Source organism: Erwinia sp. 2186, from assembly GCF_057812255.1.
Window position 1 is genome coordinate 3,269,367 of sequence record NZ_CM173824.1, and the last position, 25,961, is coordinate 3,295,327.

24 protein-coding genes are annotated in these 25,961 nt (G+C 56.1%); 9 read left to right on the top strand and 15 right to left on the bottom strand.

All coding sequences use genetic code 11. The features are described from left to right. Nucleotides 1-28: 28 nt before the first annotated feature. From ACXKZG_RS15150 to ompX, 7 genes are all read right to left on the bottom strand, one after another. Nucleotides 29-1,621 (bottom strand): ABC-F family ATPase, encoded by a 1,593-nt coding sequence (locus tag ACXKZG_RS15150; protein WP_041691954.1) that lies wholly within the window; start codon nucleotides 1,619-1,621, stop codon nucleotides 29-31. Between the two features lie 165 nt (nucleotides 1,622-1,786). Then, complete coding sequence (locus ACXKZG_RS15155) at nucleotides 1,787-3,340, bottom strand: efflux transporter outer membrane subunit (protein ID WP_455915093.1); 1,554 nt, start codon at nucleotides 3,338-3,340, stop codon at nucleotides 1,787-1,789. A gap of 1 nt (nucleotide 3,341) precedes the next feature. Continuing rightward, on the bottom strand, nucleotides 3,342-4,910 hold the full coding sequence (locus ACXKZG_RS15160; protein ID WP_105759398.1) for a DHA2 family efflux MFS transporter permease subunit: 1,569 nt from the start codon (nucleotides 4,908-4,910) through the stop codon (nucleotides 3,342-3,344). Beyond that, complete coding sequence (locus tag ACXKZG_RS15165) at nucleotides 4,907-6,061, bottom strand: HlyD family secretion protein (RefSeq protein WP_371732132.1); 1,155 nt, start codon at nucleotides 6,059-6,061, stop codon at nucleotides 4,907-4,909. Before ACXKZG_RS15165 ends, ACXKZG_RS15160 begins: the two co-directional genes overlap by 4 nt. A 198-nt stretch (nucleotides 6,062-6,259) precedes the next feature. Next, nucleotides 6,260-7,375, bottom strand: coding sequence for an SLC13 family permease (locus ACXKZG_RS15170; RefSeq protein ID WP_013201462.1), 1,116 nt, complete (start codon nucleotides 7,373-7,375; stop codon nucleotides 6,260-6,262). Nucleotides 7,376-7,400: 25 nt separating this feature from the next. Next, a complete protein-coding gene (gene mntR / locus ACXKZG_RS15175) occupies nucleotides 7,401-7,853 on the bottom strand; it encodes a manganese-binding transcriptional regulator MntR (RefSeq protein ID WP_013201461.1) in 453 nt (150 codons plus the stop codon). 190 nt (nucleotides 7,854-8,043) lie between these two features. Next, nucleotides 8,044-8,559, bottom strand: a complete 516-nt coding sequence (gene ompX, locus ACXKZG_RS15180; protein ID WP_013201460.1) for an outer membrane protein OmpX — start codon at nucleotides 8,557-8,559, stop codon at nucleotides 8,044-8,046. Nucleotides 8,560-8,924: 365 nt separating this feature from the next. On the opposite strand from ompX, the gene rhtA reads away from it, so the two are divergent. From rhtA to ybiO, 7 genes are all read left to right on the top strand, one after another. Further along, nucleotides 8,925-9,818 (top strand): threonine/homoserine exporter RhtA, encoded by an 894-nt coding sequence (rhtA, locus tag ACXKZG_RS15185; protein ID WP_013201459.1) that lies wholly within the window; start codon nucleotides 8,925-8,927, stop codon nucleotides 9,816-9,818. A 386-nt stretch (nucleotides 9,819-10,204) separates the two neighbouring features. Continuing rightward, nucleotides 10,205-10,708, top strand: a complete 504-nt coding sequence (dps, locus tag ACXKZG_RS15190) for a DNA starvation/stationary phase protection protein Dps (RefSeq protein WP_013201458.1) — start codon at nucleotides 10,205-10,207, stop codon at nucleotides 10,706-10,708. Between the two features lie 88 nt (nucleotides 10,709-10,796). After that, nucleotides 10,797-11,060: a DksA/TraR family C4-type zinc finger protein gene (locus tag ACXKZG_RS15195; protein ID WP_013201457.1), complete on the top strand. Its 264-nt coding sequence runs from the start codon at nucleotides 10,797-10,799 to the stop codon at nucleotides 11,058-11,060. A 297-nt stretch (nucleotides 11,061-11,357) separates the two neighbouring features. Further along, nucleotides 11,358-12,104, top strand: a complete 747-nt coding sequence (gene glnH, locus ACXKZG_RS15200; RefSeq protein WP_488875100.1) for a glutamine ABC transporter substrate-binding protein GlnH — start codon at nucleotides 11,358-11,360, stop codon at nucleotides 12,102-12,104. An 88-nt stretch (nucleotides 12,105-12,192) separates the two neighbouring features. Then, nucleotides 12,193-12,852: a glutamine ABC transporter permease GlnP gene (gene glnP / locus ACXKZG_RS15205; protein ID WP_013201455.1), complete on the top strand. Its 660-nt coding sequence runs from the start codon at nucleotides 12,193-12,195 to the stop codon at nucleotides 12,850-12,852. Next, nucleotides 12,849-13,571 (top strand): glutamine ABC transporter ATP-binding protein GlnQ, encoded by a 723-nt coding sequence (gene glnQ, locus ACXKZG_RS15210; RefSeq protein ID WP_013201454.1) that lies wholly within the window; start codon nucleotides 12,849-12,851, stop codon nucleotides 13,569-13,571. The genes glnP and glnQ overlap by 4 nt, the downstream gene beginning before the upstream one ends. A 133-nt stretch (nucleotides 13,572-13,704) precedes the next feature. Next, nucleotides 13,705-15,972, top strand: coding sequence for a mechanosensitive channel protein (gene ybiO, locus ACXKZG_RS15215; RefSeq protein ID WP_488875101.1), 2,268 nt, complete (start codon nucleotides 13,705-13,707; stop codon nucleotides 15,970-15,972). Here the strand turns inward: ybiO and rlmF are convergent. After that, nucleotides 15,969-16,901 carry a 23S rRNA (adenine(1618)-N(6))-methyltransferase RlmF gene (gene rlmF, locus ACXKZG_RS15220; protein WP_013201452.1) on the bottom strand — a complete coding sequence of 311 codons (933 nt, stop codon included), beginning with the start codon at nucleotides 16,899-16,901 and terminating at the stop codon, nucleotides 15,969-15,971. The two genes, ybiO and rlmF, sit on opposite strands and share 4 nt — an antisense overlap. 126 nt (nucleotides 16,902-17,027) lie before the next feature. Between rlmF and ACXKZG_RS15225 the strand changes: the two genes are divergently transcribed. Next, nucleotides 17,028-17,657, top strand: coding sequence for a flavin reductase family protein (locus tag ACXKZG_RS15225; RefSeq protein WP_471720370.1), 630 nt, complete (start codon nucleotides 17,028-17,030; stop codon nucleotides 17,655-17,657). 385 nt (nucleotides 17,658-18,042) lie between these two features. Here the strand turns inward: ACXKZG_RS15225 and ACXKZG_RS15230 are convergent, their stop codons facing one another. Genes ACXKZG_RS15230 through ACXKZG_RS15250 form a run of 5 tightly spaced genes read right to left on the bottom strand, consistent with a single transcriptional unit; the run spans nucleotide 18,043 to nucleotide 22,669 of the window. Beyond that, nucleotides 18,043-19,545: an HAL/PAL/TAL family ammonia-lyase gene (locus tag ACXKZG_RS15230; protein WP_488875102.1), complete on the bottom strand. Its 1,503-nt coding sequence runs from the start codon at nucleotides 19,543-19,545 to the stop codon at nucleotides 18,043-18,045. 2 nt (nucleotides 19,546-19,547) lie between these two features. Further along, nucleotides 19,548-20,330: an ABC transporter ATP-binding protein gene (locus tag ACXKZG_RS15235; RefSeq protein WP_013201449.1), complete on the bottom strand. Its 783-nt coding sequence runs from the start codon at nucleotides 20,328-20,330 to the stop codon at nucleotides 19,548-19,550. Next, a complete protein-coding gene (locus ACXKZG_RS15240) occupies nucleotides 20,323-21,066 on the bottom strand; it encodes an ABC transporter permease (protein WP_488875103.1) in 744 nt (247 codons plus the stop codon). Before ACXKZG_RS15240 ends, ACXKZG_RS15235 begins: the two co-directional genes overlap by 8 nt. A gap of 12 nt (nucleotides 21,067-21,078) precedes the next feature. Further along, nucleotides 21,079-21,795: an ABC transporter permease gene (locus ACXKZG_RS15245; protein ID WP_013201447.1), complete on the bottom strand. Its 717-nt coding sequence runs from the start codon at nucleotides 21,793-21,795 to the stop codon at nucleotides 21,079-21,081. A gap of 16 nt (nucleotides 21,796-21,811) precedes the next feature. Then, on the bottom strand, nucleotides 21,812-22,669 hold the full coding sequence (locus tag ACXKZG_RS15250) for a transporter substrate-binding domain-containing protein (protein WP_013201446.1): 858 nt from the start codon (nucleotides 22,667-22,669) through the stop codon (nucleotides 21,812-21,814). A 461-nt stretch (nucleotides 22,670-23,130) separates the two neighbouring features. Between ACXKZG_RS15250 and hutC the strand changes: the two genes are divergently transcribed. Continuing rightward, complete coding sequence (gene hutC / locus ACXKZG_RS15255; protein WP_407919945.1) at nucleotides 23,131-23,859, top strand: histidine utilization transcriptional repressor HutC; 729 nt, start codon at nucleotides 23,131-23,133, stop codon at nucleotides 23,857-23,859. 39 nt (nucleotides 23,860-23,898) lie between these two features. Here the strand turns inward: hutC and hutG are convergent, their stop codons facing one another. Both hutG and hutI read right to left on the bottom strand, forming a co-directional pair. Then, nucleotides 23,899-24,678, bottom strand: a complete 780-nt coding sequence (gene hutG / locus ACXKZG_RS15260) for an N-formylglutamate deformylase (RefSeq protein WP_013201444.1) — start codon at nucleotides 24,676-24,678, stop codon at nucleotides 23,899-23,901. Then, nucleotides 24,675-25,895, bottom strand: a complete 1,221-nt coding sequence (gene hutI / locus ACXKZG_RS15265) for an imidazolonepropionase (RefSeq protein ID WP_488875104.1) — start codon at nucleotides 25,893-25,895, stop codon at nucleotides 24,675-24,677. Before hutI ends, hutG begins: the two co-directional genes overlap by 4 nt. Nucleotides 25,896-25,961 lie beyond the last annotated feature (66 nt).

A 25,961-nucleotide genomic window follows, 5' to 3' on the forward strand; every position in this document is an offset into this window, starting at 1 on the left:
ATTGCGTTCTGTCAGTTCTGAGTCAAAATCAGTTGATGCCCTGACTGCGCAGATAGTCTTCGTAGTTACCGGTGAAGTCGTTGAATTTGCCCGGCGTCATTTCGATCACGCGGGTTGCCAGCGAGCTGACGAATTCACGGTCATGGGAAACGAACACCAGCGTGCCTTCATACATCTCCAGCGCCATGTTGATCGCTTCGATGGATTCCATATCCAGGTGGTTGGTCGGTTCATCCATGATCAGCACGTTTGGTTTTTCCATCATCAGCTTACCAAACAGCATGCGGCCTTTCTCACCACCGGACAGCACTTTAGCGGGCTTTTTAATGTCGTCCTGGCTGAACAGCAGACGACCGAGGATGCCACGCACAGCCTGCTCGTCATCGCTTTCCTGCTTCCACTGGCTCATCCAGTCGAACACGTTCAGATCGTTGGCGAAGTCGTGAGCATGATCCTGCGCGTAATAGCCGATACGGGCATTCTCAGACCATTTCACTTCACCGTTATCCGGCTGCAATTCACCGACCAGCGTTTTCAGCAGCGTGGTTTTACCGATACCGTTCGGGCCCAGAATGGCCAGCTTCTCGCCGACTTCCAGCAGCAGGTTAACGTTCTTGAACAGCGGACCCTGATCGAATCCCTTGGTCAGTGACTCAAGCTGCAACGCATTACGGAACAGCTTCTTGTCCTGATCAAAACGAATGAACGGGTTCTGACGGCTGGAGGCTTTCACTTCATCCAGTTTGATCTTGTCGATCTGCTTGGCACGGGAGGTCGCCTGACGGGACTTCGAGGCGTTGGCGCTGAAGCGGCTGACGAAAGACTGCAGTTCGTTGATCTGCGCTTTCTTCTTGGCGTTCTCAGACAGCAGACGCTCACGTGACTGCGTTGCCGCGGTCATGTATTCATCATAGTTGCCCGGATAAACGCGCAGCTCGCCGTAGTCCAGATCGGCCATATGGGTGCAGACCATGTTCAGGAAGTGACGGTCGTGCGAAATGATGATCATGGTACTGTTACGTTCGTTCAGCACCTGCTCCAGCCAGCGAATGGTATCGATGTCCAGGTTGTTCGTCGGTTCGTCGAGCAGCAGGATTTCCGGGTTGGAGAACAGGGCCTGCGCCAGCAACACACGCAGCTTCCAGCCGGGTGCCACTTCGCTCATTGGGCCGTAATGCTGCTCCAGCGGAATCCCCACGCCTAACAGCAGTTCGCCAGCGCGGGCTTCTGCGGTGTAACCGTCCATTTCGCCATATTTGACTTCCAGATCGGCCACTTTATAGCCGTCTTCTTCGGTCATTTCTGGCAACGCATAAATGCGGTCGCGCTCTTCTTTCACTGCCCACAGCTCGCCGTGGCCCATGATCACCGTATCCAGCACGGAAAACTCTTCGAAGGCGAACTGATCCTGGCGCAGCTTACCGATGCGTTCGTTAGGATCGAGCGATACGTTGCCGGCAGAAGGAACCAAATCCCCACCGAGGATTTTCATAAAGGTGGACTTGCCGCTACCGTTGGCACCGATCAGGCCATAGCGGTTGCCGCCGCCAAATTTGACAGAGATGTTTTCGAACAGCGGCTTACTGCCAAACTGCATGGTGACGTTGCTGGAAACTAGCACAGGATTGCCTTTCGTTTGCGATGTGAGTATGTGAACCAGCGCGCATTATGCCAAAAAAAAGGGGCGGCGAATACACCGCCACCCTTTCCACTGTCTTTAGTTCAGTTTACTGGCTTTCAGCTCGCCATGAACACGCTTGTAAACTTCAGCGTTCGGACATGAAGGTTAATTAATCGGCTTGTCGGCACTCTCCGCCGGGCCGAATACTGAATAGTCCGGCATCTTCACGTTCTGATAAAGCTCCCAGCCGCCGCCGAGCGCCTTATACAACGCAACCAGATCCAGGCTGCTCTGCACGCGGGCCTGGGCGGCCTGCTGCTTGGCCTGCGCCAGCTGACGCTGCGCATCCAACGCGTCAATAAAGGTTGAAAGCCCCTGTTTGTAGCTGTCGCTGGCCAGGTCGAAGGCGTTCTGCATTGCCTCGACGGTTTGATCCAGCCCGTCCACCTGCTGCTGATCGGTACGGTAGCTGACCAGCGCATTCTCCACGTCCTGAAGTGCCGTCAGCACCGTCTGACGGTAACCTAACGCGGCACTGGCCTGATCTGCTCGGGCCAGCTTGACGCTGGAAATTAATCTGCCGCCCTGGAAAATCGGAATCGATACCGATGGCCCGAAGCTGTAGAAATTGCTGCTCCAGTTATCCAGATAGCTGATATCCGAGTTACGCATGCCAAACTGCCCGGTCAGTGACAAATCCGGGAACAGCTGCGCCACCGAGACGCCGATATTGGCGGTGGCGGCATGCAGCTTCGCTTCCGCCTGACGCACGTCAGGTCGCCTTCTGGCCAGCGTCGACGGCAAACCGACCGGCACCACTTTCGGCAGCGGCGGTAAAGGTTTACTGGCGATCAGCTCTGCGTCGAGGGCGCCCGGCGGCTTACCGATCAGCACCGCCAGACCGTTCAGGGCCTGATGGACCTGCGACTCGTATTGCGGCAGCTGGGCTCGCAGCGAATTCAACTGCGCGCGTGCATTTTCCACGTCCATTTGCGGCGCCAGGCCATTACGCTGCTGGCTTTGCGTCAGCTCAAACGTCTGCTGAGCAACATCGATCTGCGTTTGCAAGGTCTGGCTGACGGACTGCGCGCCACGCAGCTGCAAATAGGTTCTCGCCACTTCGGCTTCCAGCGACACCAGCGCATCGTTGCGGCTTTCGACCGACTCCTGCTGCTGAGCATCGGCCATTTCGACCTGACGCCGGACTTTGCCCCACAGATCCAGCTCCCAGGAGGCATCAAAACTGCCCTGGTAGAGCGCCACCGGCTTGGTCAGGCCGTTCAGCGCCGAGCTGACCTGCGGATCAACATTATCGGCCTGATCGTAGACGCCATTGGACTCCAGCTCGCCCTTCAGGCCCAGCTGTTCGCGTTTCGCCGAGGCGTTTGCATTGACCGAAGGATACCACGCACCGCGCGCCTGATTCAGCTGCTGACGCGCACCGGCAATACGCAGTACCGCCTGCTGCAGGCTCAGATTGCCGGCAATGGCCCGGTCGATCAGGCTGTCAAGTTGCGGATCGTTAAACGATTTCCACCAGTTGGCGTTGGTGGCGCTGGCCTGGGGATTGGAGCCGCTGTCGTTTTTGATGCTGTTAAAGGCCGCAGGCGTTGACGGCTTCGGCGCCTGATAATCAGGCCCGACCGAGCAGGCAGACAGGGCCAGCGTGGCCACCACCGCGCTAAGCCGCGAACGCAAAAAAGGAAGATAAACGTTCATGTCAGTGTGCTCCAGCACTGCCCTCGCTCTTAATCGGCGAAAGTAGTAAACAAAATGGAATGAGGATCAGGGCGACAAGGCTGAGGCCCATAAAGACGTCGACATAGGCCAGAATACGCGCCTGAGCAATCATCTCTTTATACAACTGTCCGGTGGCAATGGTGACCGGATCGCCCACCGCCGTGGTGAAATCCCGGACGCCCTGCGCCCAGCGCTCGACGGTCAGATTGAACGGCTCATTCAGCGGCGACATGTTATGCACCATATTGGCGCTGCGCACCTGCGCGCGTTCGGTGATCATCGCCGTTGACAGCGAAATGCCGATAGAGCCCGCGACGTTTCGACACATGGTAAACAACGCGGAGGCGTCCGCGTTAAGCCGTTGCGGGATCGTGACAAAGGCGATGGTGGTCAGCGGCACAAACAGGAATCCCAGCCCAATCGTCTGCGCACTGCGCATCAGCACCAGCGTGGTGAAATCGACGTTGGGCGTCAGCGTTGCCGAATAGACAAAGGAGACAAACAGGCAGGTAAAGCCAAAGGCAATGATCCACCGGGTTTGAATAATCGGCATCAGCTTCAACACTAGCGGGATCGACAGCACGATCAGCACCGCGCCGGGCGATAACACTAACCCCGACCAGGTGGCGGTGTAGCCTAAATCCTGCTGCGCCAGCTGCGGTATCACCACCGAGCTGCCGTACAGAATGGCCGCCATCCCGGCCATCAGCAGGCTGGCAACGGCAAAGTTCTTGTCCTTCAGGACATGCAGATCCACCACCGGTTTTTTGGCATACAGCAGCCAGTAAACGGCACCGACCAGCCCGATGGCGGTCAGCACGGCAAAGGTAATGATAAAGTTCGAGCTGAACCAGTCATCGTCTTCCCCGCGATCGAGCATCACCTGCAAACAGCCGAGGCCCAGCGTAATCAGCCCGATACCGATGTAATCGATACTGAGCTTACCTTTCGCCCATTTGCGTTCCCACGGCGGATCTTCCAGCAGCTGATAGATTGCCATCACGCTGAAAATCCCCACCGGGATGTTGATAAAGAATACCCAGCGCCAGCTGTAGTTATCGGTGATCCAGCCGCCGAGCGTCGGACCCAACACCGGAGCCACGATGATCGCGATCGACGAGAGGCCAAACGCTTTGCCGCGATCTTCCGGTTTGAAGTAATCCAACAGCACCGACTGCTGTACCGGCTGTAAACCGCCGCCGAAGAAGCCCTGCAACACCCTGAACAGGATGATTTGCCACAGTTCGGTGGCAATGCCGCACAGGAAGGAGCAGATGGTGAACATCACGATGCAGATCAGGAAGAACTGCTTGCGGCCAAACATGCGGCTGAGGAAGGCCGAAATCGGCAACACGATGCCGTTGGCCACCAGGTAAGAGGTCAGAACCCAGGTGGATTCATCGTAACTGGAAGAGAGCGACCCGGCCACGTGCGGCAGCGCCACGTTGACGATGGTGGTGTCGAGGATTTCCATAAACACCGCCAGCGTCACCGTCATGGCGACCAGCCAGGGATTGCTGGCCGGCTTCCAGCTTTCGCTGTGACTCATTCCACCGTCACCTTCGGTTCAACCGACAGGCCCAGCGGCAGCGGCTTGTTCGGATCCAGACCTTTATCAATCACGATTTTGACCGGCACGCGCTGCACAATCTTCACGTAGTTGCCGGTGGCATTCTCGGATGGGAAGGTGGAGAAGCGCGAGCCCGATCCCATCTGGATACTGTCGACGTGCCCTTCCAGCTTCATATCCGGCCAGGCATCCACGGTGATATCGACTTTGTCGCCCGGCTTCATGCGTTCCAGCTGCGACTCTTTGAAGTTAGCGGTGACCCACACATCCGGTGACACCAGCGAGAACAGCGCGGTGCCCGCCTGTACCAGCGTCCCCACCTGCACATTACGTTTGGTGACGAAGCCATCATAAGGCGCACGCACTTCGGTATAGGAGAGATTGAGATTGGCGGTATTCAGCTGGGCCTGGGCCTGCTCGACCTGCTGCTGACGCGCCTCAACATTGGTTTCCTGTTGACGGATCTGCAGTTTAATCTGCGAAGCGACTTCGACCTGCGCTTTGGCGCTTTCGAGTTCAGCCGCCGCACTTCTTAACTGCGAATTGGCGGCATCGATATTACGCTGCGAGGTGGCACGGGGATCGACACCGCGCTGACGCCGGTAATCTTCCTGCGCGTTCATGTAATTGGCCTGCGCTTTCGCCTGCTGGGCCACGGCCTGATCTTTCTGCGCCGGATACTGCACCTTCGAAAGCTCCAGTGAAGCCTGCGCCTGGTGAAGCTGTGCGACAGCCAGCCCAAGTTGAGCCTGTGCCTGATCGCGTTGCGCTTTGTTGTCACGCGGATCGATTACCACCAGCAAATCGCCTTTTTTCACCCGCTGGTTATCTCTGACCCGCAGTTCGGTGACATACCCGGACGCTTTAGGCGCGATGGTGATCGCATCCGATTCCGTAAAGGCATCGTCTGTGGTTTCAATATTGCGCGTGGTGAACCAGAAGAACAGCGCCACAACGATCGCTATCACCACCACCACCGCCAGAATAATCAGCGGTTTTTTGCCGGGGCGTTTACGTTCGGGTGGCTCGTTATTGTCCTGTTGCGGGTTGTTGTCCTGCTGCTGGTTGTCATCCTGCTGACGCTGGTCGTCATCTGACCCATTATTCGATTGATTAGCCATAATTCTCATCAGTTAGCGAAGCCCATACCGGGCCTGAAGTCACTCAAGCTGTCTTAACAATAGAAGGAAAACTGACAAAATCAAACACAGCTTTACGACACTATACAGGATGAAAATCAGGGCAGGAAAGAGCGCCAGACAGCCCTAATGGGCAACCTGACGCATTTAATGGCCGACCGGCCGGTGTGAACTCAGACTTTCCTCAGATCAGACCGCATTTAATATCAAAAGCAGTCCCCAACCAACCGCCATCGCCCAGGCCAGCATCGGCACCGAATAGAGATGGAAATGCCACCAGATGCTGCGGTCTTTTGCCATGCGCAGGGCAATCAGATTCGCCAGCGAGCCGGGTAACAGCCCAAAGCCACCGATGTTGACGGCCCAGGCCATCAGCGTGGTGGCAGGCAGGCTGCTCAGCAACAGGATCGTCGCCGGGACATTACTGATCGCCTGAGACAATCCGATGGCCAGAAGATACTGCCCTCCTGCGGACAACTGGGTAATGTGGTGCAGTGAGCTTTGCAGCGCGGGCAATCGCGTCAGTAAAAACACATCAATAAACATCGCAATAAAGACCGCCAGCAGACTCCAGTCGATATTCAGTAGAATCCGCCGCGCCATCAGCATAAACACCGCAAATACCAACGCCAGACCCCAGATCGCCTGATCCAACTCCAGCGCGACGATAAACAGCCCATACAGGATCACACTGGCGATCATCAACGGGCGCTGCCACTGCGGGCTGTCCTGCTCACCTGACAGCTCAATTTTCCTGGCGGAAAAACAGAGTGCGGTTAACAGCAGCAGGCTGGCGACCATCACGGCCGCCAGCGGCAGCATCTGCCAGACAAAACCGGCGAATCCGGCCTCACCGTGGCGCCACATCAGAATGTTCTGCGGATTGCCGATGGGGGTTAATAACGAGCCGGCATTAACGGCCAGCGCTTCGAAGATGATCAGCCTGGCGATGGGTAACGTAGAGTAGCGACGCAGCGACAGCGTCAATGGCACCAGAATAAACAGGGCGACATCGTTGGTCAGAAAGGTCGACAGCAAGGCAGCTGCGGCAATAAGGAATAACGCCAACGTGCGTTGGCGATGGAAGCGTTTCACCAGCCTGCGACCCAGCACATCGAAGTAACCACTCGCTTCGATGCCTTTGGTGAGCATCAGCAGGCCACACAGGGTGATGATGGTCGGCCAGTCAACCGCCCGGGGAAGCTGCTGCAGTGAGAATGGAGCAAAAAAGGCCAGTATCAGGCCCAACAGAACTAACAAATGCAAAAAGCGGTCTTGCAAAAAAGGTCTGAGCAGCGTTGCCATAAGGACTCACTGAGAAGGGATCGGGTTATTGACGGCTTTCGTAAAACTTCTGGAAAATAGCCAGTGTTTCATCACTGACATGATGCTCCAGCCCTTCCGCATCACGGCGCGCGGTGTCAGGACTGATCCCTAACGCCAGTAAAAAGGTTTCAACAATATAGTGCCGTTTGCGGCTCTCTTCCGCTAACGCCTCACCTTCCGGCGTCAGAAACACGCCACGATAAGGAATTTGCTCAACCAGCCCACCAATGGCCAGTCTTTTCAACATCTTAGCCACGGTCGGTTGTGACACACCCAGCCGGGCAGCCATATCCACCTGACGGGCTTCGCCATACTGGCGGATTAAATCGGAAATCAGCTCAACATAGTCATCAATCAGCTCGCGACGATGGGCTTCACGTACCTGGCGGAAGCCTTCGACATGCTCTTCGATATCTTTTAGTGGCGCGGGCGCTGCACTTTTGGCGCGACGACTCATTCAGCTTCCTCTTCTTATTCTCGGATACCCAGGTAGCGCATAACGGCAGCGGGTGCCACATTGTAAACTAAGCTCATAGAAGCACAAATATTCGCTTAAAAGCGTCAGTTACTGCAGACAGACAAAAAAAATCCGCCACTGAGGGCGGATTTTTTATAGCACCAGTCAGGCTGGGCTTGAGGGTGACAACTTAGAAGCTGTAACCTACGCCAGCAATCCAGGTGCCAACGTCAACGTTACGGATGCGGCTCTGCTCGTAACCAACGTCCAGGGCAACATCCTGAATGCCTGGGTTGAACTGCATGCCAGCACCGTAGGAGAAACCTACGTCGCTTGAATCAGATTTGTCACGGCTGGTAGTAGAGTTCTGCTGGAATTTACCGTAGCCGATACCTACAACACCATAGATGCTTGCCCAGTCGTTCAGACGGTAAGCAGGACCACCGGTGATACCGTAGTACTGGCCTTTGTTATAGATGCCAGCGTCAGTGTTATCTTTTTCGGTGTAGGTGAAAGAGCCGATCCAACCCAGTGGATCGCTGCCGTTTTCGTAACGATATTTCAGGTTGAAGCCGTTTGCTTTGTTAGCAACGCCCTGGTAGTCGCTCTGAGCGTAGCCGCCAGAAACGGTGCTTTGTGCCATTGCTGAACCAGCTGAAACGGCCAGTACACAAGCCAGTGCGGAAAGACATGCAATTTTTTTCATAACCACCTCAAATGTGAAAATACTTATTCTCCTGACAACGCTGAAAATATAACAAAACTTAGCCAGAAACTCTGCCTAGATTTTGTTGTCCAACACAATGTTTGGTGTAACAGGACGTTAATGATGGTTCGTATGTCATTCTTTTCTCTTATGATTATCGAGTTCCCTTAACCTTGTCATCATAATGTAAAAAAATGTGCACTCAGATTATTCTTACTAAAATCTGACGTTTCTTTACTGAAACGGCCCTGTTTTTGACAGTTTCTGGACTTTTTTATCCGCCTTTAGATCCGTTTTTAGCCCCCTTCCAGTACACTCAACGGAACTTTTTCCCAAAATGATGGACGAATAAGGTTGGTTCACGGATGTCTTCTGCTGATAAATCTCCACTCTGGCTCCCTGTTGTTGTTCTGCTGATTGCCATGACCTCTATTCAGGGCGGCGCGGCGCTGGCGAAAACCCTGTTCCCTGTGGTTGGCGCGCCCGGCATTACCGCCTTGCGACTGGGGCTGGGCACCGTCATCCTCTGCATTATCTTCAAACCCTGGCGTTTACGCTTCAGTCGGCAGCAGTTTTTACCGCTGTTCCTGTATGGCCTGGCGCTGGGCGGCATGAACTACACCTTCTATTTAGCGCTGCGCACCGTGCCGTTGGGCATTGCGGTGGCGCTGGAGTTTACCGGTCCGCTGGCGTTAGCGCTGGCCGGCTCAAGAAGACCGCTGGATTTCGTCTGGGTGTTGCTGGCGTTATTGGGGTTGTATTTCCTGCTGCCGATTGGTCAGGACATCTCGAGCGTCGATCCGAAAGGAGCGTTACTGGCAGTGGTGGCCGGCGCCTTCTGGGCCGTGTATATCCTGGCCGGTAAGCGCGCAGGGTCTGAGCATGGTCCGGCGACCGTGGCGATGGGATCGCTGATCGCCTCGGTGATCTATGTGCCGGTTGGCCTGGCGTTTGCCAGCGCCGGGCTGTGGAGCCTGTCGCTGATCCCGGTCGCGTTACTGATTGCGGTGCTGTCCAGCGCACTGCCCTACTCGCTGGAGATGATGGCGTTAACGCGCTTGCCCGCTAAAACCTTCGGCACCTTGATGAGTCTGGAGCCGGCGATGGCTGCGCTGTCAGGCATGCTGTTCCTCGGCGAGATCCTCAATTTCGTTCAGTGGCTCGGCCTGCTGGCGATCATTCTGGCCTCCGCAGGTTCAACGCTAACCATGCGTTCTTCAAAGCAGAAAATAGATCCGGTCAGTGAGATCCGCGAATAAAACTTCAGATAATTCTTGCCCCTGCAGTGGGGTAAGGATTTTAATCATCATGTAACACGACGGTTATTAATAGCGGACCATCGTGTTGATTCAACGGGCAGAAATATCCTGCAAGGGTTATTCATTAAAAATAACGCGCGAGTTGACTGGGGTTTAATAACACCCTTAAAAGCCCTATAAATTAGCACCTTATAAAAACAACCTTGAGTGAGAATATTTATCACTCGCATTTTATTTGTCTGAATTCGTTTAATATCCAACCGCCTGGACGTGAAAGGCCTGCTCTATACAACTAATAGGCAGTAACTTTCCGGCAGAGTTAAAAACCGCTGCTATACTTAATCTCGTACTTAATTAGGACAACCACAATTAAGAGGATATTAATGATGAGTACCGCTAAACTGGTTAAAGCAAAATCTCCTGATCTGATTTACACCCGCAACAACGTGGCCGACGACGAGAAAAAAGCCACCATCGAGGTGCTTAATCGCATAGTTACGGAATTCATTGATTTGTCCCTGATCACCAAGCAGGCGCACTGGAATATGCGCGGCGCAAACTTTATCGGTGTGCATGAGATGCTCGACGGTTTCCGTACCGCGATTACCGACCATCAGGATACGATTGCAGAACGTGTTGTGCAGTTAGGTGGCGTGGCACTGGGCACCACCCAGATTGTTAACGACAGAACACCGCTGAAAAGTTACCCGCTCAATATCCACAGCGTGCAGGATCATCTTAAAGCGCTGGCAGAACGTTATGCCGTCGTTGCAAATGATACCCGCAAGGCAATCTCTGAAGTAGAAGATGAAGACACAGCAGATATCTTTACCGCGGCATCCCGCGATCTGGATAAATTCCTGTGGTTCATCGAATCCAATATCGAATAATGTCGGTCGCCGCGTTTAGCGCGGCTTGAAAGAGCGATTACAGAGCAGATGGCGTTTTCCATCTGCTCTTTTGCATCTGGAGGTCAGTATGGCAAGTGGATGGGCACGTGACGATGCCGTTCAGGAACAGATCGATTCCACCATTGATGATGCCGTATCGCGCGCGCGACGGGCTATCCATCACGGTGTGAGCGCGGAATATTGTGAGCATTGCGGTGAGCCGATCCCCGAAGCCCGTCGACTGGCCCTGCCCGGCGTGCAATATTGCGTACAGTGTCAGCAGCAGCGCGACAACCAGCAGGCGGCATCGCTGTATAATCGCCGTGGCAGTAAAGACAGCCAGTTGCGCTAGTCCCCACGCTTTTCACAGCTAAACAAGACTTCGTTAACACTTATTCAATTTCCTCCTTCACTATCAGTTGTTTTTATCCCTCAGTTTGTTAAAAGAAACCCTGCACCATAATGGTTACGTTGCACCAAAGTAGCGCACCATAATGATGCATTGTGGATTTCCCTGCTTTCCAGCCCGGCTTAAATTGACTCAACGTGCTGTTTTCAATATATTTTGAAAAGTTGGCATAATATTTTCATATGGCTGCTGGCACTCAATCAGGCAAAGACCTTGCCTGACGGCAAAAAGGATAAAAAGATGAAGTCGATTGTTAAGTTTTCCCTGGCAGCGCTGACGTTGGCGTTTGCCGTCTCTTCTACCGCCGCAGAAAAGAAATTGGTTGTCGCAACTGACACCGCCTTCGTTCCTTTCGAATTTAAGCAGGGCAACGAATACGTTGGCTTTGATGTCGATCTGTGGGCCGCTATCGCCAAACAGCTGAACATCGAATACACCCTGAAGCCAATGGACTTCAGCGGCATTATCCCTGCGCTGCAGACCCGTAATATCGATCTGGCGCTGGCCGGTATCACCATTACCCCGGAACGCGAAAAGGCGATTGAATTCTCCGATGGCTACTACAAAAGCGGCCTGCTGGTGATGGTAAAAGCCAACAACGATAAGATCAAAAGCATTGCCGACCTCGACGGTAAAGTGGTGGCAGTGAAGAGCGGCACCGGTTCGGTGGATTACGCCAAAGAGCACATCAAATCCAAGGAACTGCACCAGTTCCCGAACATCGACAACGCCTACATGGAGCTGGGCACCAACCGTGCTGACGCCGTGTTGCACGACACGCCAAACATCCTGTACTTCATCAACACCGCCGGCAAAGGCCAGTTCAAAGCGGTAGGTGAGTCGATCTCCGCTCAGCAGTACGGCATCGCCTTCCCGAAAGGCAGCGACGAGCTGCGTGGAAAAGTGAATGGCGCACTGAAAGTCCTGCGCGAGAACGGTACCTACAACACGCTGTATAAAAAATGGTTCGGCAGCGAGCCTAAATAATTCAATTTTTTGCAGTCTTTAACGCAGGCTCAGGCCTGCGTTTTTTCACCACCACCAGAATATGTTTTTTGATCCGGAGAAATAAAGCATGCAGTTTGACTGGAGCGCTATCTGGCCCTCGATTCCGGCCCTGCTTGAAGGCGCCCGACTGACGCTGTGGATTTCGGTCCTCGGTTTAGTCGGCGGTCTGATAATTGGCCTGGTAGCCGGCTTTGCCCGTGCTTATGGCGGCTGGATATCCCGCAATATCGCACTGGTATTTATTGAACTGATCCGCGGTACGCCAATTGTCGTGCAGGTGATGTTCATCTATTTTGCCCTGCCAATGGCCTTCACCGACCTGCGCATTGACCCGCTCAGTGCAGCTGTGGTCACCATCATGATCAACTCCGGCGCCTATATCGCTGAGATTACGCGCGGTGCGGTGCTGTCTATCCATAACGGTTTCCGTGAAGCGGGTCTGGCGCTGGGCCTGTCCCGTCGCGAAACGCTGCGCTACGTGATTATGCCGTTAGCGCTGCGTCGTATGTTACCGCCGCTGGGTAACCAGTGGATTGTCAGCATCAAAGACACCTCGCTGTTTATTGTGATTGGCGTGGCGGAACTGACCCGTCAGGGACAGGAAATTATTGCCGGAAACTTCCGTGCGCTGGAAATCTGGAGCGCCGTGGCCGTTATCTATCTGTTTATTACCCTGATGCTGAGCTTCATTCTGCGTCGCATTGAGAAAAGGATGAAAATCCTGTGATTGAATTTAAAAACGTCTCCAAGCATTTTGGCGAAACCCAGGTGCTGCACAACATCGACCTGACCATTCAGCAGGGCGAAGTAGTGGTGATTATCGGCCCGTCCGGATCCGGTAAATCTACTCTGCTGCGCTGCATCAACAAGCTGGAAGAGATCACCAGCGGCGAACTGATTGTTGATGGTTTGAAGGTTAACGACCCGAAAGTCGACGAGCGCCTGATCCGTCAGGAAGCCGGCATGGTGTTCCAGCAGTTCCACCTGTTCCCGCAGATGAACGCGCTGGATAACGTGGCGTTTGGTCCCATCCGCGTGCGCGGCACTAAAAAAGCCGAGGCGCACCGTCTGGCGAAAGAGCTTCTGGGTAAAGTCGGCCTGGCCGAACGTGCCCATCACTTCCCATCTGAGTTGTCCGGTGGACAACAGCAGCGCGTGGCGATTGCCCGTGCGCTGGCGGTGAAGCCAAAAATGATGCTGTTTGATGAGCCGACCTCCGCACTGGACCCGGAATTGCGTCACGAAGTGTTGAAAGTGATGCAGGATCTGGCGGAAGAAGGCATGACCATGGTGATCGTCACCCACGAAGTGGGCTTTGCCAAGAAGGTCGCCTCGCGTCTGATCTTTATCGATAAAGGCCGTATTGCGGAAGATGGCAACCCGGATGAGTTGATCGACAACCCGCCGAGTGCCCGTCTGCGCGAATTCCTGCAGCACGTTTCCTGATCCCCCAGGGCGAACATCGGTTCGCCCTGTTTTTCACCCACCTTATCTTAACGTGCCCTCTTTACCTTTTGCTGACGCTGAGCCGACTATACTTTCTGGCTGATGCTTTCTCGCGCCGCACTTGGAGAACACGATGTGGGTACCCTCTCCACCCTGGCGCTATGCCTTCAGGTGGCTTTTTTTTGCCGTAATACTGTTTACCGCACCGGCGCACGCCGTGTCACTTCCCGCCGCTGCCGTGGCGGCGTCGCAAACCCAGCAACACAGCGCGACCAGCCAGCAGGATCAACCTGACCCTGCCGAGCAAAAGGCCGCCTATGCCGCGTTAGCCAACATCCTGCAGAACGATCGGTCGCGTCAGGCGCTGATTGACCAGCTCAGAAGCGCCTCAGAGACGCCTGCCAGCGCGCCGGAACCGGTACTGACACCACCAGCAGTGGATGATGATAAAACGGTGCTGGAGAGCGTTACCGACGTCAGCCGCCACTTTGGCGGGGAGTTCCTGACCAAAGTCGAAACGCTGCAACGCAATATTGCCGATGCCCCGCACAAACCCTTTAATCAGCACACGTTCTTCACCGCCCTGAGCCACTTTTCGATGCTGGCCGTAGCGCTGTTCGCCTTTTACTGGCTGATCGGTTGGGCAATGACGCCGGTTTACCGCCGGATGGGGCAATGGGGACGGGTGAAAAACAGCGACCGCACCAACTGGCTGCATCTGCCCGGCATGATCCTTGGTGCGTTTATTATCGATCTGCTGTTGTTGGGTATCGCGCTGTTTGTCGGGCAAATCCTCAGTGACGCGCTGAATGCCGGCAACCGCACCATTGCCTATCAGCAAGGGTTGTTCCTGAATGCCTTTGCGCTGATTGAATTCTTTAAGGCGATCCTGCGGCTGATGTTCTGTCCACGCTATCCTCAGCTGCGTTTCTTCCATCTGGCTGATGACCGCGCCGCGTACTGGAACACGCGCCTTAGCTGGTTGAGCGGACTGATTGGCTATGGTTTGCTAGTGGTGGTGCCGATTGTTTCCAATCAGGTCAATGTCCAGGTGGCCGCGCTGGTTAACGTGATTGTGATGGGGCTGATTACCGTCTGGGCGTTGTATCTGATTTTCCACAACCGTCGCAATATTCAGCGCGAGTTGGTGAATCTTGCCGACCGTTCCCTGTCGTTCTTCTCGCTGTTTATCCGCGCGTTTGCGCTGGTCTGGCACTGGCTGGCCAGCGCCTATTTTATCGCCCTGTTCCTGTTTTCGATGTTCAATCCCGGCGACAGCCTGAAGTTTATGATGTCCGCAACGGTGCGTTCGCTGGCGATTATCGGCATCGGCGCACTGGTGTCGGGCATCCTGACCCGCTGGATTTCCAAAACCATCATTCTGTCGCCTGACTTACGGCGCAACTATCCCGAGTTACAGCAGCGGGTGAACGGCTGGATTTCGGTGATGTTAAAGCTGGCGCGCACGCTGACGGTGTTCGCCGTGAGTTTGCTGTTGCTGAACGCGTGGAATCTGTTTGATCTCTGGCACTGGCTGACGGTCGGCGCGGGCGTGAAGCTGGTGGATGTGATTATCCGCATCGTGATGATCCTGTTCTTCTCCGCCGTCGGCTGGACGCTGCTGGCGAGTCTGATTGAGAGCCGTCTGGCGTCCGATTCCCACGGTCGCCCGATGCCCAGCGCCCGAACACGCACGCTGTTGACCCTGTTCCGCAATGCACTGGCGGTGGTGATCAGCACCATTACCATCATGATCCTGTTGTCAGAAATTGGTGTAAACATTGCGCCATTATTGGCGGGTGCCGGAGCGTTAGGTCTGGCGGTCTCTTTTGGTTCGCAGACGCTGGTGAAAGATATTATCACCGGGATTTTCATCCAGTTTGAGAACGGCATGAATACCGGGGATTTGGTGACTATCGGCGCGATCACCGGCACCGTAGAGCGGATGTCGATTCGTTCGGTCGGCGTGCGGCAGGATACCGGTGCGTATCACATCATTCCCTGGTCTTCGATCACCACCTTCGCCAACTTTGTGCGTGGCATTGGCTCGTTCGTGGCGAATTACGATGTCGATCGGCGGGAGGACAGCGAGCGGGTGAACAGCATTTTACAGGCGGCCGTTGAGGAGTTGATGCAGGATACGGATATTCGCGGGATGGTGATTGGCGAGCCGTCCTTTGCCGGGCTGGTTGGGCTGACCAATCAGGGCTTTACGGTGCGGGTGTCTTTCACCACGCAGCCGCTGAAGCAGTGGACGGTTCGCTTCGCGCTGGACAACATGGTGAAGAAACATTTTGATGCGGCCGGTATCAGAGCGCCGCATCAGACCGTGCAGGTGATGCAGACCGGTAGCGAGATTGACGGTGCCGCCAGCGTCCAGTCTTTACCTGCGCCGGATTAAACGCGGCCCATCTGACGTTCACGCGCCGGTTTTTCCATAAAGGTCCAGGCGATGATGCGGCTCTGTTTTTGTCCCTGCGCCATTTCGATGGTGCGGTAGGCAACGACTTCGTGCTCTTCCAGTGCGCGCCAGATGTCCGGCAGGTTCTCTTTGCGGGATACCAGAGACGTGAACCAGACGCACTGGCGGGAGAAGTTAACGCTTTCGGCGATCATGCGGCTGATAAAGCCTTTTTCGCCGCCTTCACACCAGAGTTCATCCTGTTGGCCGCCGAAGTTGAGCGGAGAGTTTTTCGCCAGGCCAAGGTTACGCACTTTACGCTGGGTACCCTGTTGGGCATCGCCGGCAGAGGCGTGGAATGGCGGATTACACATCACCGCGTGGAAGAATTCGTTTTTGTGGATGATACCGCTGAACATCAGGCTGCTGTCTTTCTGACGACGCAGGCGAACGCCGCGGTTGAGGTCCGGGTTAGCGGCAATAATGGCGTTAGCGGCCTTCATCGCTTCTTCATTAACTTCGCTACCGGTGAAGCGCCAGCCGTATTCGCGGAATCCGATCAGCGGATAGATGCAGTTCGCGCCACAGCCGATATCCAGTACGGTGATGTCGCGCGGCACAGAACGCTTATTATCTTCCGCCAAAAGGTCGGCAAGATGGTGAACATAGTCAGCGCGGCCCGGCACCGGTGGGCAAAGGAAGCCTTCCGGGATGGTCCAGTTAGCGATCTGATAAAAGTGCTGCAGGAGCGCCTGATTCAGGGTACGCACCGCCGCCGGATCGGCAAAGTTCACCGATTCATCACCGTGTTGGTTAACGGCCACAAAGTCTGCCAGCGGAGGAAAGCTGGCGATCAGCGCGGGGAAGTCATAACGCGCGCGGTGACGGTTACGGGGATGAAGCTGTGTTTTTTCGGCGGTGTATTTCATGAGCGGCTCTCTTGTCTGAAGCCGCGTAAGATACCTGCTAAGGTAAAGATCGTAAACACTTCCCGACTTTTTTCCGCGAACAGTTGTTCTACACTGTGCGATTCCCGTAAAGATAAAGGTGTCCTGATGTCCCAATCCCGTTACTCGTATCAACCCCGTCTTGGTCATGGTTTACCGCACGATCCTTTAAACGCCATTATCGGTCCGCGGCCGATAGGGTGGATCAGTTCACAGAGTGCCAGCGGCGATCGCAATCTGGCGCCATACAGTTTTTTCAACTGTTTCAACTATAAGCCGCCGATCATTGGCTTTTCGAGTCAGGGTTGGAAAGACAGTGTGGCCAACATTGTTGAAACCGGCGAGTTTGTCTGGAATCTGGCAACGCGGGAGTTAGCGGAAGCGATGAACGAGAGTTCCGCCTCGGTTGCGCGAGATGAGGATGAGTTCGCGCTGGCCGGGTTAACCGCCTTGCCGGGCACGCAGGTGGCGGTGAGCATGGTCGCTGAAAGTCCGGTCAATTTTGAGTGCAAGTTGACGCAGGTGTTGCAGTTGGAAGGGGTCAACGGCGAGAAGTTGGAGCAGTGGATGGTGTTTGGCGAAGTGGTCGCGATCCACATTGATCCGGGGTTGTTGGAAGACGGCATTTACCAGACGGCGAAGGCCAATCCGATTCTCAGGGCCGGGGGTCCAAGTGCGTATTACGGCATCAGCGAGGAGTTGCGTTTCGATTTGATTCGGCCGGATGCGCGTCGGTAGGGTTTTTGAGAAATAAGGTTAAGGGCACAGGTCAAAACCTGTTCCGGGGTACGGCGTCAGCAAAGGTCAAAACCTGCTCCGTGGTTCGGTGTCGACATAGGGCACCTTATCCGGGACGCCGTAAATACATCCCTGTAGGCTTGGATGCAGCATCCCTGCTGCATACACCCGGCGAAGGTGCCCTATGCCGCCACCCTTAAGCTTCTGTGTTGTTGTGGAGCTGGGTGGCTGCACAGGTCAAAACCCGTTCCGTGTTACGGCGTCGACATAGGACACCCTTAAGCTTCTGCGTTGTTAGGGAGCTGGGGGCTGCACAGGTCAAAACCTGTTGGGGACTGGGTGGGAAAGTTTTAAGACCGACATGAGCGTTAATCTGTAGTCACTTTCAGACCGCAATATGCTGGGTGCGGATCAGATGCGCGGCTTTTTCGATCTCGGGTGCCAGCCAGCGATCTTCCCGCCAGGTTGCGACAGTCTGTCTCAGCAATCGCCAGGCACGTTGCGTGCCCTCGCCCGCGTGTTCAGCGTTATGGAAGTCCAGCGCCTGGGCGGCAAGCAGGTATTCGATAGCCAAAATCTGTACGGTGTTGTCGGTGAGTTTCAGCAGCTTTAATGCCGCGCTGGTGCCCATGCTCAGGTGGTCTTCCTGCAGGCCGGAGGTGACGTAGTTATCCAGTACCGCGGGCTGTGCCAGCTGGCGGTTCTCGCCGCACAGTGAGGCGGCAACGTATTGCGCAATCATCATGCCGGAGTTGACGCCCGGTTCAGCCACCAGGAAGGCGGGCAGGCCGCTGACCAGCGGGTTGATCAGGCGGTCGAGGCGGCGCTCCGCCACGCTGCCGGTTTCGGCCACCGCAATGGCTAACGCATCGGCGGCCAGCGCCACGGACTGGCCGTGCGGGTTGGCCTGTGACACCACGCGCCACTGCTCAGCCGTTCCCAGCACCAGCGGGTTGTCAGTGGCGGCATTCAGCTCTGTTTCAATCTGCCGGGCCGCGTAATCAAACTGATCGCGGCTGGCACCGTGGATTTGCGGCATCGATCGCAGGCTCAGAGCATCCTGAGTGCGGATGCCTTTGCTCTCGGCGATAATCTGGCTGCCCGCCAGCAGGCCACGCAGCCGTTCCCCCACAATCTGCACGTTGGCGCTGCCTTTGAGTGCCAGGATCTCGGCATCGAAGGCGTCGAGCTGGCCGCGCAAGGCTTCAAAACTCATCGCGCCGGTAACGTCTGCCCAGGCAAATAAGCGGCTTGCTTCTTCCAGCGCCAGGCAGGAGAGTCCGGTCATACAGGGCGTGCCGTTCACCAGGCTCAGGCCATCTTTCGCGCCTAACCGGCACAGCGGCAAATCTTCGGCCGCCAGTGCTTCCGTTGCCGGCACAATTTGCCCGCGATAACTGACGTGGCCGACGCCAATCAGCGCCAGCCCGACATGGGCCATATGCGTCAGGTAGCCAACCGATCCTTGCGTCGGCACCTGTGGGGTGATGCCGCGATTCAGTAACGACAGCAGCCCCTGCACAATTTCTGGCGAAACGCCGGATTTACCGTGGCTGTAGTTGCCAATGGCGGCGCAGATAATCGCCCTGACCTGCACATCCGGCAGTTTAGGCCCGACGCCGCAGGCATGGCTCAGCAGCGTATTGCGTGACAGCTGGCTGAGCTGATCGTCTTCCAGAGTGACATTGCACAGCGCGCCCAGCCCGGTGTTGATGCCATAGGCGATCTGCTTATCGCTGACGATGCGGCTGACAATGTCGCGCGCGGCATAGATGCGCTGCCAGGCGGCGGCACTCAGTTGCAGGCTGGCGGAGGATTTCGACACCTGCACCACGTCCTGCCAGTTCAGGCGCGTATCGCCCCAGGTGACCTGCTCTGTTGTGCTCATGGTTAGCCCGCCCGATGACTGGAAATAAACTGTTGGAAACGCGGCGATCCCTGTTCGCCAAACATCTCTTCCGGCGTGCCCTGGCAGTCGATGGTGCCCTGATGCATAAACACCACGCGGTTCGACACGTTACGGGCAAACCCCATTTCATGGGTAACCACCAGCATGGTACGGCCCTCTTCGGCCAGGCTGCGCATCACTTTCAGCACATCGCCGACCAGCTCAGGATCCAGCGCGGACGTCGGCTCATCAAACAGCATCACTTCCGGCTCCATCGCCAGCGCACGGGCAATCGCCACCCGCTGTTGCTGACCGCCCGACAGCTGCGAAGGATAGAAATCTTTGCGGTTCAGCAATCCGACGCGGTCGAGAATTTTTTCCGCCTGCGCAATGCACTCTTTCTTGCTGCGCTTCAGCACATACAGCGGCCCTTCAATCACGTTTTGCAGCACGGTCATATGCGACCACAGATTGAAGCTCTGAAAGACCATTCCCAGCCGGGAACGCAGCGACTCCACCTGGCGATGGTTGGCCGCCAGCTGATGCCCGCGCGCGTGGCGCTTCATCTCGATAGTTTCGCCCGCTACGCTGACCACGCCCGAATCCGGCGTTTCCAGCAGATTGATGCAGCGCAGAAAGGTACTTTTGCCGGAGCCGCTTGCGCCGAGGATCGAGATCACGTCGCCCTTTCTCGCCTCCAGCGAAATGCCTTTTAATACTTCAAGCGAGCCGAAAGACTTGCGGATGTCGTTCATCGACAGGGTAATTGGGGCGTAATCAGTCATGTTTGTCTCCGGCAATCACAGGGGGAACAGGCAGCGGCACATCGGCCTCCACCGGGCGCAGACGTGGCGACAGCCTGCGCTCAATCCAGGCATAGATTTGGACGATGATAAAATTGAGGATCAGGTAAATCAGCGCCGCACAGACGAACACTTCCATCGTGCGGTACGTACGCTGAATAATCTGTTGCGCCACGCCGGTGACATCCCACACCGTCACCAGGCTGGCAAGCGCAGTGGACTTCACCAGCAGGATCGCTTCGGTAGAATAGGCCGGCAGCGCATAGCGCAGCATGATGGGCGCGATAATCCGGCGCAGCAGCAGCAAGCGGGACATGCCGCAGGCCATTCCGGCTTCAATCTGCCCGGAAGGGATCGCCAGCAGGCCACCACGGAAAATTTCGGCGGTGTAAGACGCGGTACAGAGTGCCAGCGCCACCACGGCGCAGAAGAACGGCTCACGCAGCACCGGCCAGACAAAGCTGTGGCGGATCACCTCGAACTGCCCCAGGCCGTAATAGATCAGGAACAGCTGGATCATCAGCGGTGAGCCGCGGAAAACCAGAATATACAGACGGGCGAAGCCGCTGAGCAGTGGGTTGCGGCTCATACGCATCGCCAGGATCACCAGTGCCAGCACACCGCCCAGCACAAATGACGCGAAAAACAGCCCCAGCGTCACCGGCAGCGCGGCCGCGAGTTTGAGGAAGGTATCGGTCAAAAAAGCAAAATCAATCATCGGGCCTCTCCTTTAGCTGTGGGCCGCAGTGCGGCTTTGATGTGCACGCCCCAGCCGTTGTTCCGCCTTTTTAAAGGCGGTGTTCGAGAGCACCGTAAGCAGCAGATAACAGGTGCCGCCAATCAGATAAAAGGTGAAGTACTGCCGGGTGGAACCGGCCGCCACCTGGCTGGCACGCATCAACTCCACGATGCCGGTCACCGAGATCAGCGCCGAATCCTTCAGGCTCATCTGCCAGACATTGGACAGGCCCGGCAGCGCGTAACGCACCACCTGCGGCAGTATGATGCGTTGCAGAATGCGCCACTTTGGCATGCCGATGGCCTGCGCCGCTTCGATCTCGCCGGAATTGAGCGCCAGTCGGCCCGCGCGAAAGACTTCCGCCTGATACGAGGCGGAAATCAGGCCGATCGCCAGCGCGCCAATCAGAAACGGCGGCACCTCGATAAAGCCATCAGCACCAAACATCTGACCAATCTGGGTAATCAGCCCGGAGCCACCGAAATAGAACAGGTAGATAATCAGCAGTTCCGGAATGCCGCGGAAAATCACTGAATAGCCGTCACCCAGCCAGCGCACCGGACGTCTGGGAGAAAGCTTGGCTGCCGCCACGCCGCTGCCCACCACCGCACCGACCATCATCGCCACCAGCGAAAGCAGTAATGTGGTCAGCGTTGCACTCAGGATTAAGCCTCCCCAGCCATTTTCACCAAACCCAAGATTGGCCATTGTTGCTTCTCCCCGCCTATGGCGTTACGTCAGTTTTAAACCATTTTTGGCTGAGTTTTTTCACCGTGCCATCCGCCAGCGCCGCTTTGATCGCCTCATCCAGTTTGGCTTTCAGATCGTTGTCAGATTTACGGATGCCCAGCGCTTCGCCTTCACCCCAGATCGGACCGCCCAACTGCGTGCCGCCCAGCTGAAGATCCTTGTTCTCCGGCTTGCTGAGAATCGAGGTGGCAAAGGTCACATCGTCAAACACCGCGTCAATACGCTCGGCCTGCAAATCGAGGATCGCATCCGCCGATGCGTTGTACTCGCGCACGGTCGCCACATCCTTGAAGTACTTATCAATAAATGGCGTGTACACCGTGCCGGAGGCGATGCCGATGGTTTTGCCCTTCAGCGCCGCTTTCAGGCTGGCAATCGCCGGTTCGATTTCTTTCGCATCGTCATGCAACTTGATGATCCCGGCAGCGCCGGTGCCCGCCGGCAGCACGCCGCCGCTTTTGGTGGTGATAAAGCTCGCCGGGGTTGAGGCGTACGGCACGGTGAAGTCAATTACCTTGCGGCGGTCCGGGGTGATGACGATCGCATCCATGATCACGTCGTATTTCCCGGCCTGCATACCGGCAATCATCCCATCCCAGTTCTGCACCACCAGCTTGCAGCTGATTTTCATCCGCTGGCACAGGTCAGCCATTAGCTCTGGCTCAAAGCCGCTGAGCTTGCCGCCTGGCAACGTCATGTTCCAGGGTTCGTAGCTGCCTTCGGTGGCAATGGTGATCGATTTCCACTCTTTCGCCTGAACAGAGACGGCGCAAAGCAAGGCTGAAGTAACAAGGGAGGTAACCAGTACCCGACGGACTAACGGATGTTTCATCAAGCGCTCCTGGAGAAAAGGGGTGGCACAACTGACGGCGCAACCCTGAGTTTGTCTCTGTTAAACCCGCACAGAGGTGAAGTAGCTATGTCATGTATATACAAGTAAAGCCGTGACTATTCCCGCGACCAAAGACAAAACTGTGACGCACTCTATGTTAATGACTTGTTGTCAGCAGTTGTTATGTCTTGTACATACAACCAGAGCAATTTTTATGCCATTTTCACCCTTACCGGCTCACCCCTGCTAAAACAAGACACGTCTGAGCCAAACAGCCGTTTAGCCTGGTAACGACATCAACCTTTTGCACCAGAAGAAGGCATCGCGCACCAAAACGGCACGGTTAAGTACGGCTAACGGCGGCAAAAAATGTCTGTTGTACCGTCAGATACACTGTGTACACTTTCTCCTCAGCCCGCAAAAAGGTATCCGCAGTGTCAGACCACAAAGCGCTCTCCGAGATGATTACCCTGCTCAGCAATGAACCCGCCCCGCTCTATCAACAGGTCAAACAAGGCATCATCAACCTGATCCGCGCCGGACACTGGCAACCCCATCAGCGCGTTCCCTCGGAAAGTGAAATGGTGGTGGAACTGGGCGTCAGCAGAATGACCATCAACCGTGCGCTGCGGGAGCTGACCAGCGAAGGGTTTCTGATGCGCCTGCAGGGCGTCGGCACGTTTGTCGCCGAGTTAAAGGCGTTCACGCCGATGCTGGAGGTGCATAACATTGCCGATGAGATTGCCAGCCGGGGACATCGTCACGCCAGCGAGGTGCTGTTCCTGCGTGAGGAAAAGGCCGAGTTTGTCGCCGCCCAGGCGCTGGGCATCAGCGTGGGGGCAGTCCTGTTTCACTCGCGCATTATCCATTTTGATAACGAGATACCGGTGCAGTTAGAGGATCGTCAGGTTAATCCGCGGGTCGCCCCTGACTATCTTCAGCAGGATTTTACCCAGGGAACGCCCTTTGCTTATCTGACCGGGATTGCGCCGTTAACCGCCGGCGAGCATGTGGTGGAAGCGGTGAGCGCCACCGAAGAGGAGCGGCAGTTGCTACAGATTGCGGTGGGCGAACCCTGCCTGCAAATTCAGCGCCGCACCTGGCATCAGCAGGCGGTGGTGACCTGCGCACGCCTGCTGTATCCGGGCGCGCGCTATAAGATGTTCGGCCGTTTCCAGCCGCAGAATTAAGGGATTAAGCCAGCCTGCTGATTGAACAGGCTATTGAGGTTAGCGCTTTAGCATCCGGTCGATAAGTTGCTTCAGCAGAGGTTGCAGCGTGCTGGCCTTATCGCCGCGCCAGTTAAACGGCGGCGTCTCATCCATATAGTTGCACTGGGCCAGCTCCAGCTGTACCGCATGCTGATTTTCTTCCGGTTTACCGTAAGCGCGGGTGATATAGCCACCCTTAAAGCGCCCGTTCATCACCCAGCTGAAGCTGGATTGCGCGGCACAAATCTCCGTCAACCCTTCGGCGATGGCCGGGCTACAGCTCAGGCCGCCATTGGTACCCAGATTCACATCCGGCAGCTGGCCGTCGAACAGACGCGGGATCACCGAGGCGATGGAGTGCGCATCAAACAGCAGTGCATAGCCAAACTTCTGCTTAATTCGCGCCAGCTCCTTTTGGATTTGCTGATGGTATGGCGTCCAGAGAGTCGCCAGATAGCCCAGCCGCTGCGCATCGCTCGGCGTCATGCCGGGCTTGAAGGTTGGCGTACCGTCAAACAGCGTTTCGGGATAGAGCCCGGTGGTGGCGGTGGTGTACAGCGCCTCGTTATCCGGCGGTCGGTTCATGTCGATAACAAAACGGGAATAGTTGGCCACCAGCACGCTGGCACCCATCTCACGGACAAAATCATACAGCTGGGGGATATGCCAGTCGGTGTCCGGCAGGCCGCGGGCCGCTTCACTCAGGCCCTGTTCGACTTCGGGTGTCAGCGCGGTGCCGGCATGCGGGATGCTGACCAGTAAGGGTAGCGAACCCTGGGTAAACTCAAATGGTTTCATCGAATTGCCTCTCCTCTGAAGATCACCTGACAAGGCAATTGCCCGCCAAGCCAGTAAACCAGTTCCGCCGGGCGCTTGAGCGGCCAGTGAACGAAATCAGCGTATTTGCCGGTCTCAAGCGATCCCTGCGTATCCGCCAGGCCCAGCGCCCTTGCGCCATGCAGCGTGGCTCCCGCCAGCGCTTCTTCCGGCGTCATACCGAACAGCGTGCAGCCCATATTCAGCATCAGGCGTAATGACAGCGCGGGCGAGGTGCCCGGATTGGCATCGCTGGCCAGCGCCATCGGCACTTTGTACTGGCGGAACAGCGCCACCGGCGGCACCTGTTTTTCACGCAGCAGGTAGAAAGCGCCGGGTAGCAAGACGGCCACGGTGCCGCTTGCGGCCATCGCGGCCACATCCGCTTCGGTGGCATATTCCAGGTGGTCAGCAGACAGCGCGTTAAACTTCGCCGCCAGCGAACTCCCACCGAGGGAAGAGAGCTGTTCGGCATGCAGTTTCACCGGCATCCCCAGCCGTTGCGCGGCCTCAAACACGCGGGTGACCTGAGCAGGCGAGAACGCCAGATGTTCGCAGAAGGCGTCCACCGCATCGGCGAGTTTTTCGCGGGCGACCTGCGGCAGCAGCTGTTCGCAGATCAGCGTGATCCAGCCATCAGGATCGGATTTGAATTCAGGTGGGGTGGCATGAGCGGCCAGGCAGGTCGAGCGAATCTGCACCGGATGGATCTTTGCCAGCTGGCGGATCGCTTTCAGCATCCGCAGTTCGCTCTCCTGGTCCAGCCCGTAACCGGATTTGATCTCAACGGTGGTGACGCCTTCCGCCAGCAGTCTTTCCAGCCGCCAGCTGGCACTGGCCACCAGTTCCTCGAGCGAGGCTTTGCGGGTGGCGGTGACCGTCGAAATGATCCCCCCGCCCTGCGCCGCAATTTCGCTGTAGCTGACGCCGTTGAGTCGTTGTTCGAACTCGTGGCTACGGTCGCCGCCGAACACCAGATGCGTATGGCAATCGACGAAGCCTGGCGTCACGATCCCGCCATCCAGTTTGTTATGGATATCGGCGCGAATATGTTTTGCCTCTTTCCACGGGCCAATCCAGACGATCCTGTCCTGACGCACCGCGATAGCCCCGTTCGGGATGATGCTATACTTGCCCTCCTGCATCGTCACGATATCGGCACCGTACCACAGGCTGTCACAGCGAAGTTCACCGCTCATCTTCTCTCCCGGCTTTACTGTTGATTCATAAGTATGTATATGTATATACAACTACATTGCCTGGGA

What these genes read in the sequence shown, in the direction of transcription:
- ACXKZG_RS15155 (WP_455915093.1), bottom strand. Translation starts at nt 3,340, where the DNA reads ATGAACGTTTATCTTCCTTTTTTGCGTTCGCGGCTTAGCGCGGTGGTG.
- ACXKZG_RS15160 (WP_105759398.1), bottom strand. Translation starts at nt 4,910, where the DNA reads ATGAGTCACAGCGAAAGCTGGAAGCCGGCCAGCAATCCCTGGCTGGTC.
- ACXKZG_RS15165 (WP_371732132.1), bottom strand. Translation starts at nt 6,061, where the DNA reads ATGAGAATTATGGCTAATCAATCGAATAATGGGTCAGATGACGACCAG.
- ACXKZG_RS15170 (WP_013201462.1), bottom strand. Translation starts at nt 7,375, where the DNA reads ATGGCAACGCTGCTCAGACCTTTTTTGCAAGACCGCTTTTTGCATTTG.
- mntR (WP_013201461.1), bottom strand. Translation starts at nt 7,853, where the DNA reads ATGAGTCGTCGCGCCAAAAGTGCAGCGCCCGCGCCACTAAAAGATATC.
- ompX (WP_013201460.1), bottom strand. Translation starts at nt 8,559, where the DNA reads ATGAAAAAAATTGCATGTCTTTCCGCACTGGCTTGTGTACTGGCCGTT.
- rhtA (WP_013201459.1), top strand. Translation starts at nt 8,925, where the DNA reads ATGTCTTCTGCTGATAAATCTCCACTCTGGCTCCCTGTTGTTGTTCTG.
- dps (WP_013201458.1), top strand. Translation starts at nt 10,205, where the DNA reads ATGAGTACCGCTAAACTGGTTAAAGCAAAATCTCCTGATCTGATTTAC.
- ACXKZG_RS15195 (WP_013201457.1), top strand. Translation starts at nt 10,797, where the DNA reads ATGGCAAGTGGATGGGCACGTGACGATGCCGTTCAGGAACAGATCGAT.
- glnH (WP_488875100.1), top strand. Translation starts at nt 11,358, where the DNA reads ATGAAGTCGATTGTTAAGTTTTCCCTGGCAGCGCTGACGTTGGCGTTT.
- glnP (WP_013201455.1), top strand. Translation starts at nt 12,193, where the DNA reads ATGCAGTTTGACTGGAGCGCTATCTGGCCCTCGATTCCGGCCCTGCTT.
- ybiO (WP_488875101.1), top strand. Translation starts at nt 13,705, where the DNA reads ATGTGGGTACCCTCTCCACCCTGGCGCTATGCCTTCAGGTGGCTTTTT.
- rlmF (WP_013201452.1), bottom strand. Translation starts at nt 16,901, where the DNA reads ATGAAATACACCGCCGAAAAAACACAGCTTCATCCCCGTAACCGTCAC.
- ACXKZG_RS15225 (WP_471720370.1), top strand. Translation starts at nt 17,028, where the DNA reads ATGTCCCAATCCCGTTACTCGTATCAACCCCGTCTTGGTCATGGTTTA.
- ACXKZG_RS15230 (WP_488875102.1), bottom strand. Translation starts at nt 19,545, where the DNA reads ATGAGCACAACAGAGCAGGTCACCTGGGGCGATACGCGCCTGAACTGG.
- ACXKZG_RS15235 (WP_013201449.1), bottom strand. Translation starts at nt 20,330, where the DNA reads ATGACTGATTACGCCCCAATTACCCTGTCGATGAACGACATCCGCAAG.
- ACXKZG_RS15240 (WP_488875103.1), bottom strand. Translation starts at nt 21,066, where the DNA reads ATGATTGATTTTGCTTTTTTGACCGATACCTTCCTCAAACTCGCGGCC.
- ACXKZG_RS15245 (WP_013201447.1), bottom strand. Translation starts at nt 21,795, where the DNA reads ATGGCCAATCTTGGGTTTGGTGAAAATGGCTGGGGAGGCTTAATCCTG.
- ACXKZG_RS15250 (WP_013201446.1), bottom strand. Translation starts at nt 22,669, where the DNA reads ATGAAACATCCGTTAGTCCGTCGGGTACTGGTTACCTCCCTTGTTACT.
- hutC (WP_407919945.1), top strand. Translation starts at nt 23,131, where the DNA reads ATGATTACCCTGCTCAGCAATGAACCCGCCCCGCTCTATCAACAGGTC.
- hutG (WP_013201444.1), bottom strand. Translation starts at nt 24,678, where the DNA reads ATGAAACCATTTGAGTTTACCCAGGGTTCGCTACCCTTACTGGTCAGC.
- hutI (WP_488875104.1), bottom strand. Translation starts at nt 25,895, where the DNA reads ATGAGCGGTGAACTTCGCTGTGACAGCCTGTGGTACGGTGCCGATATC.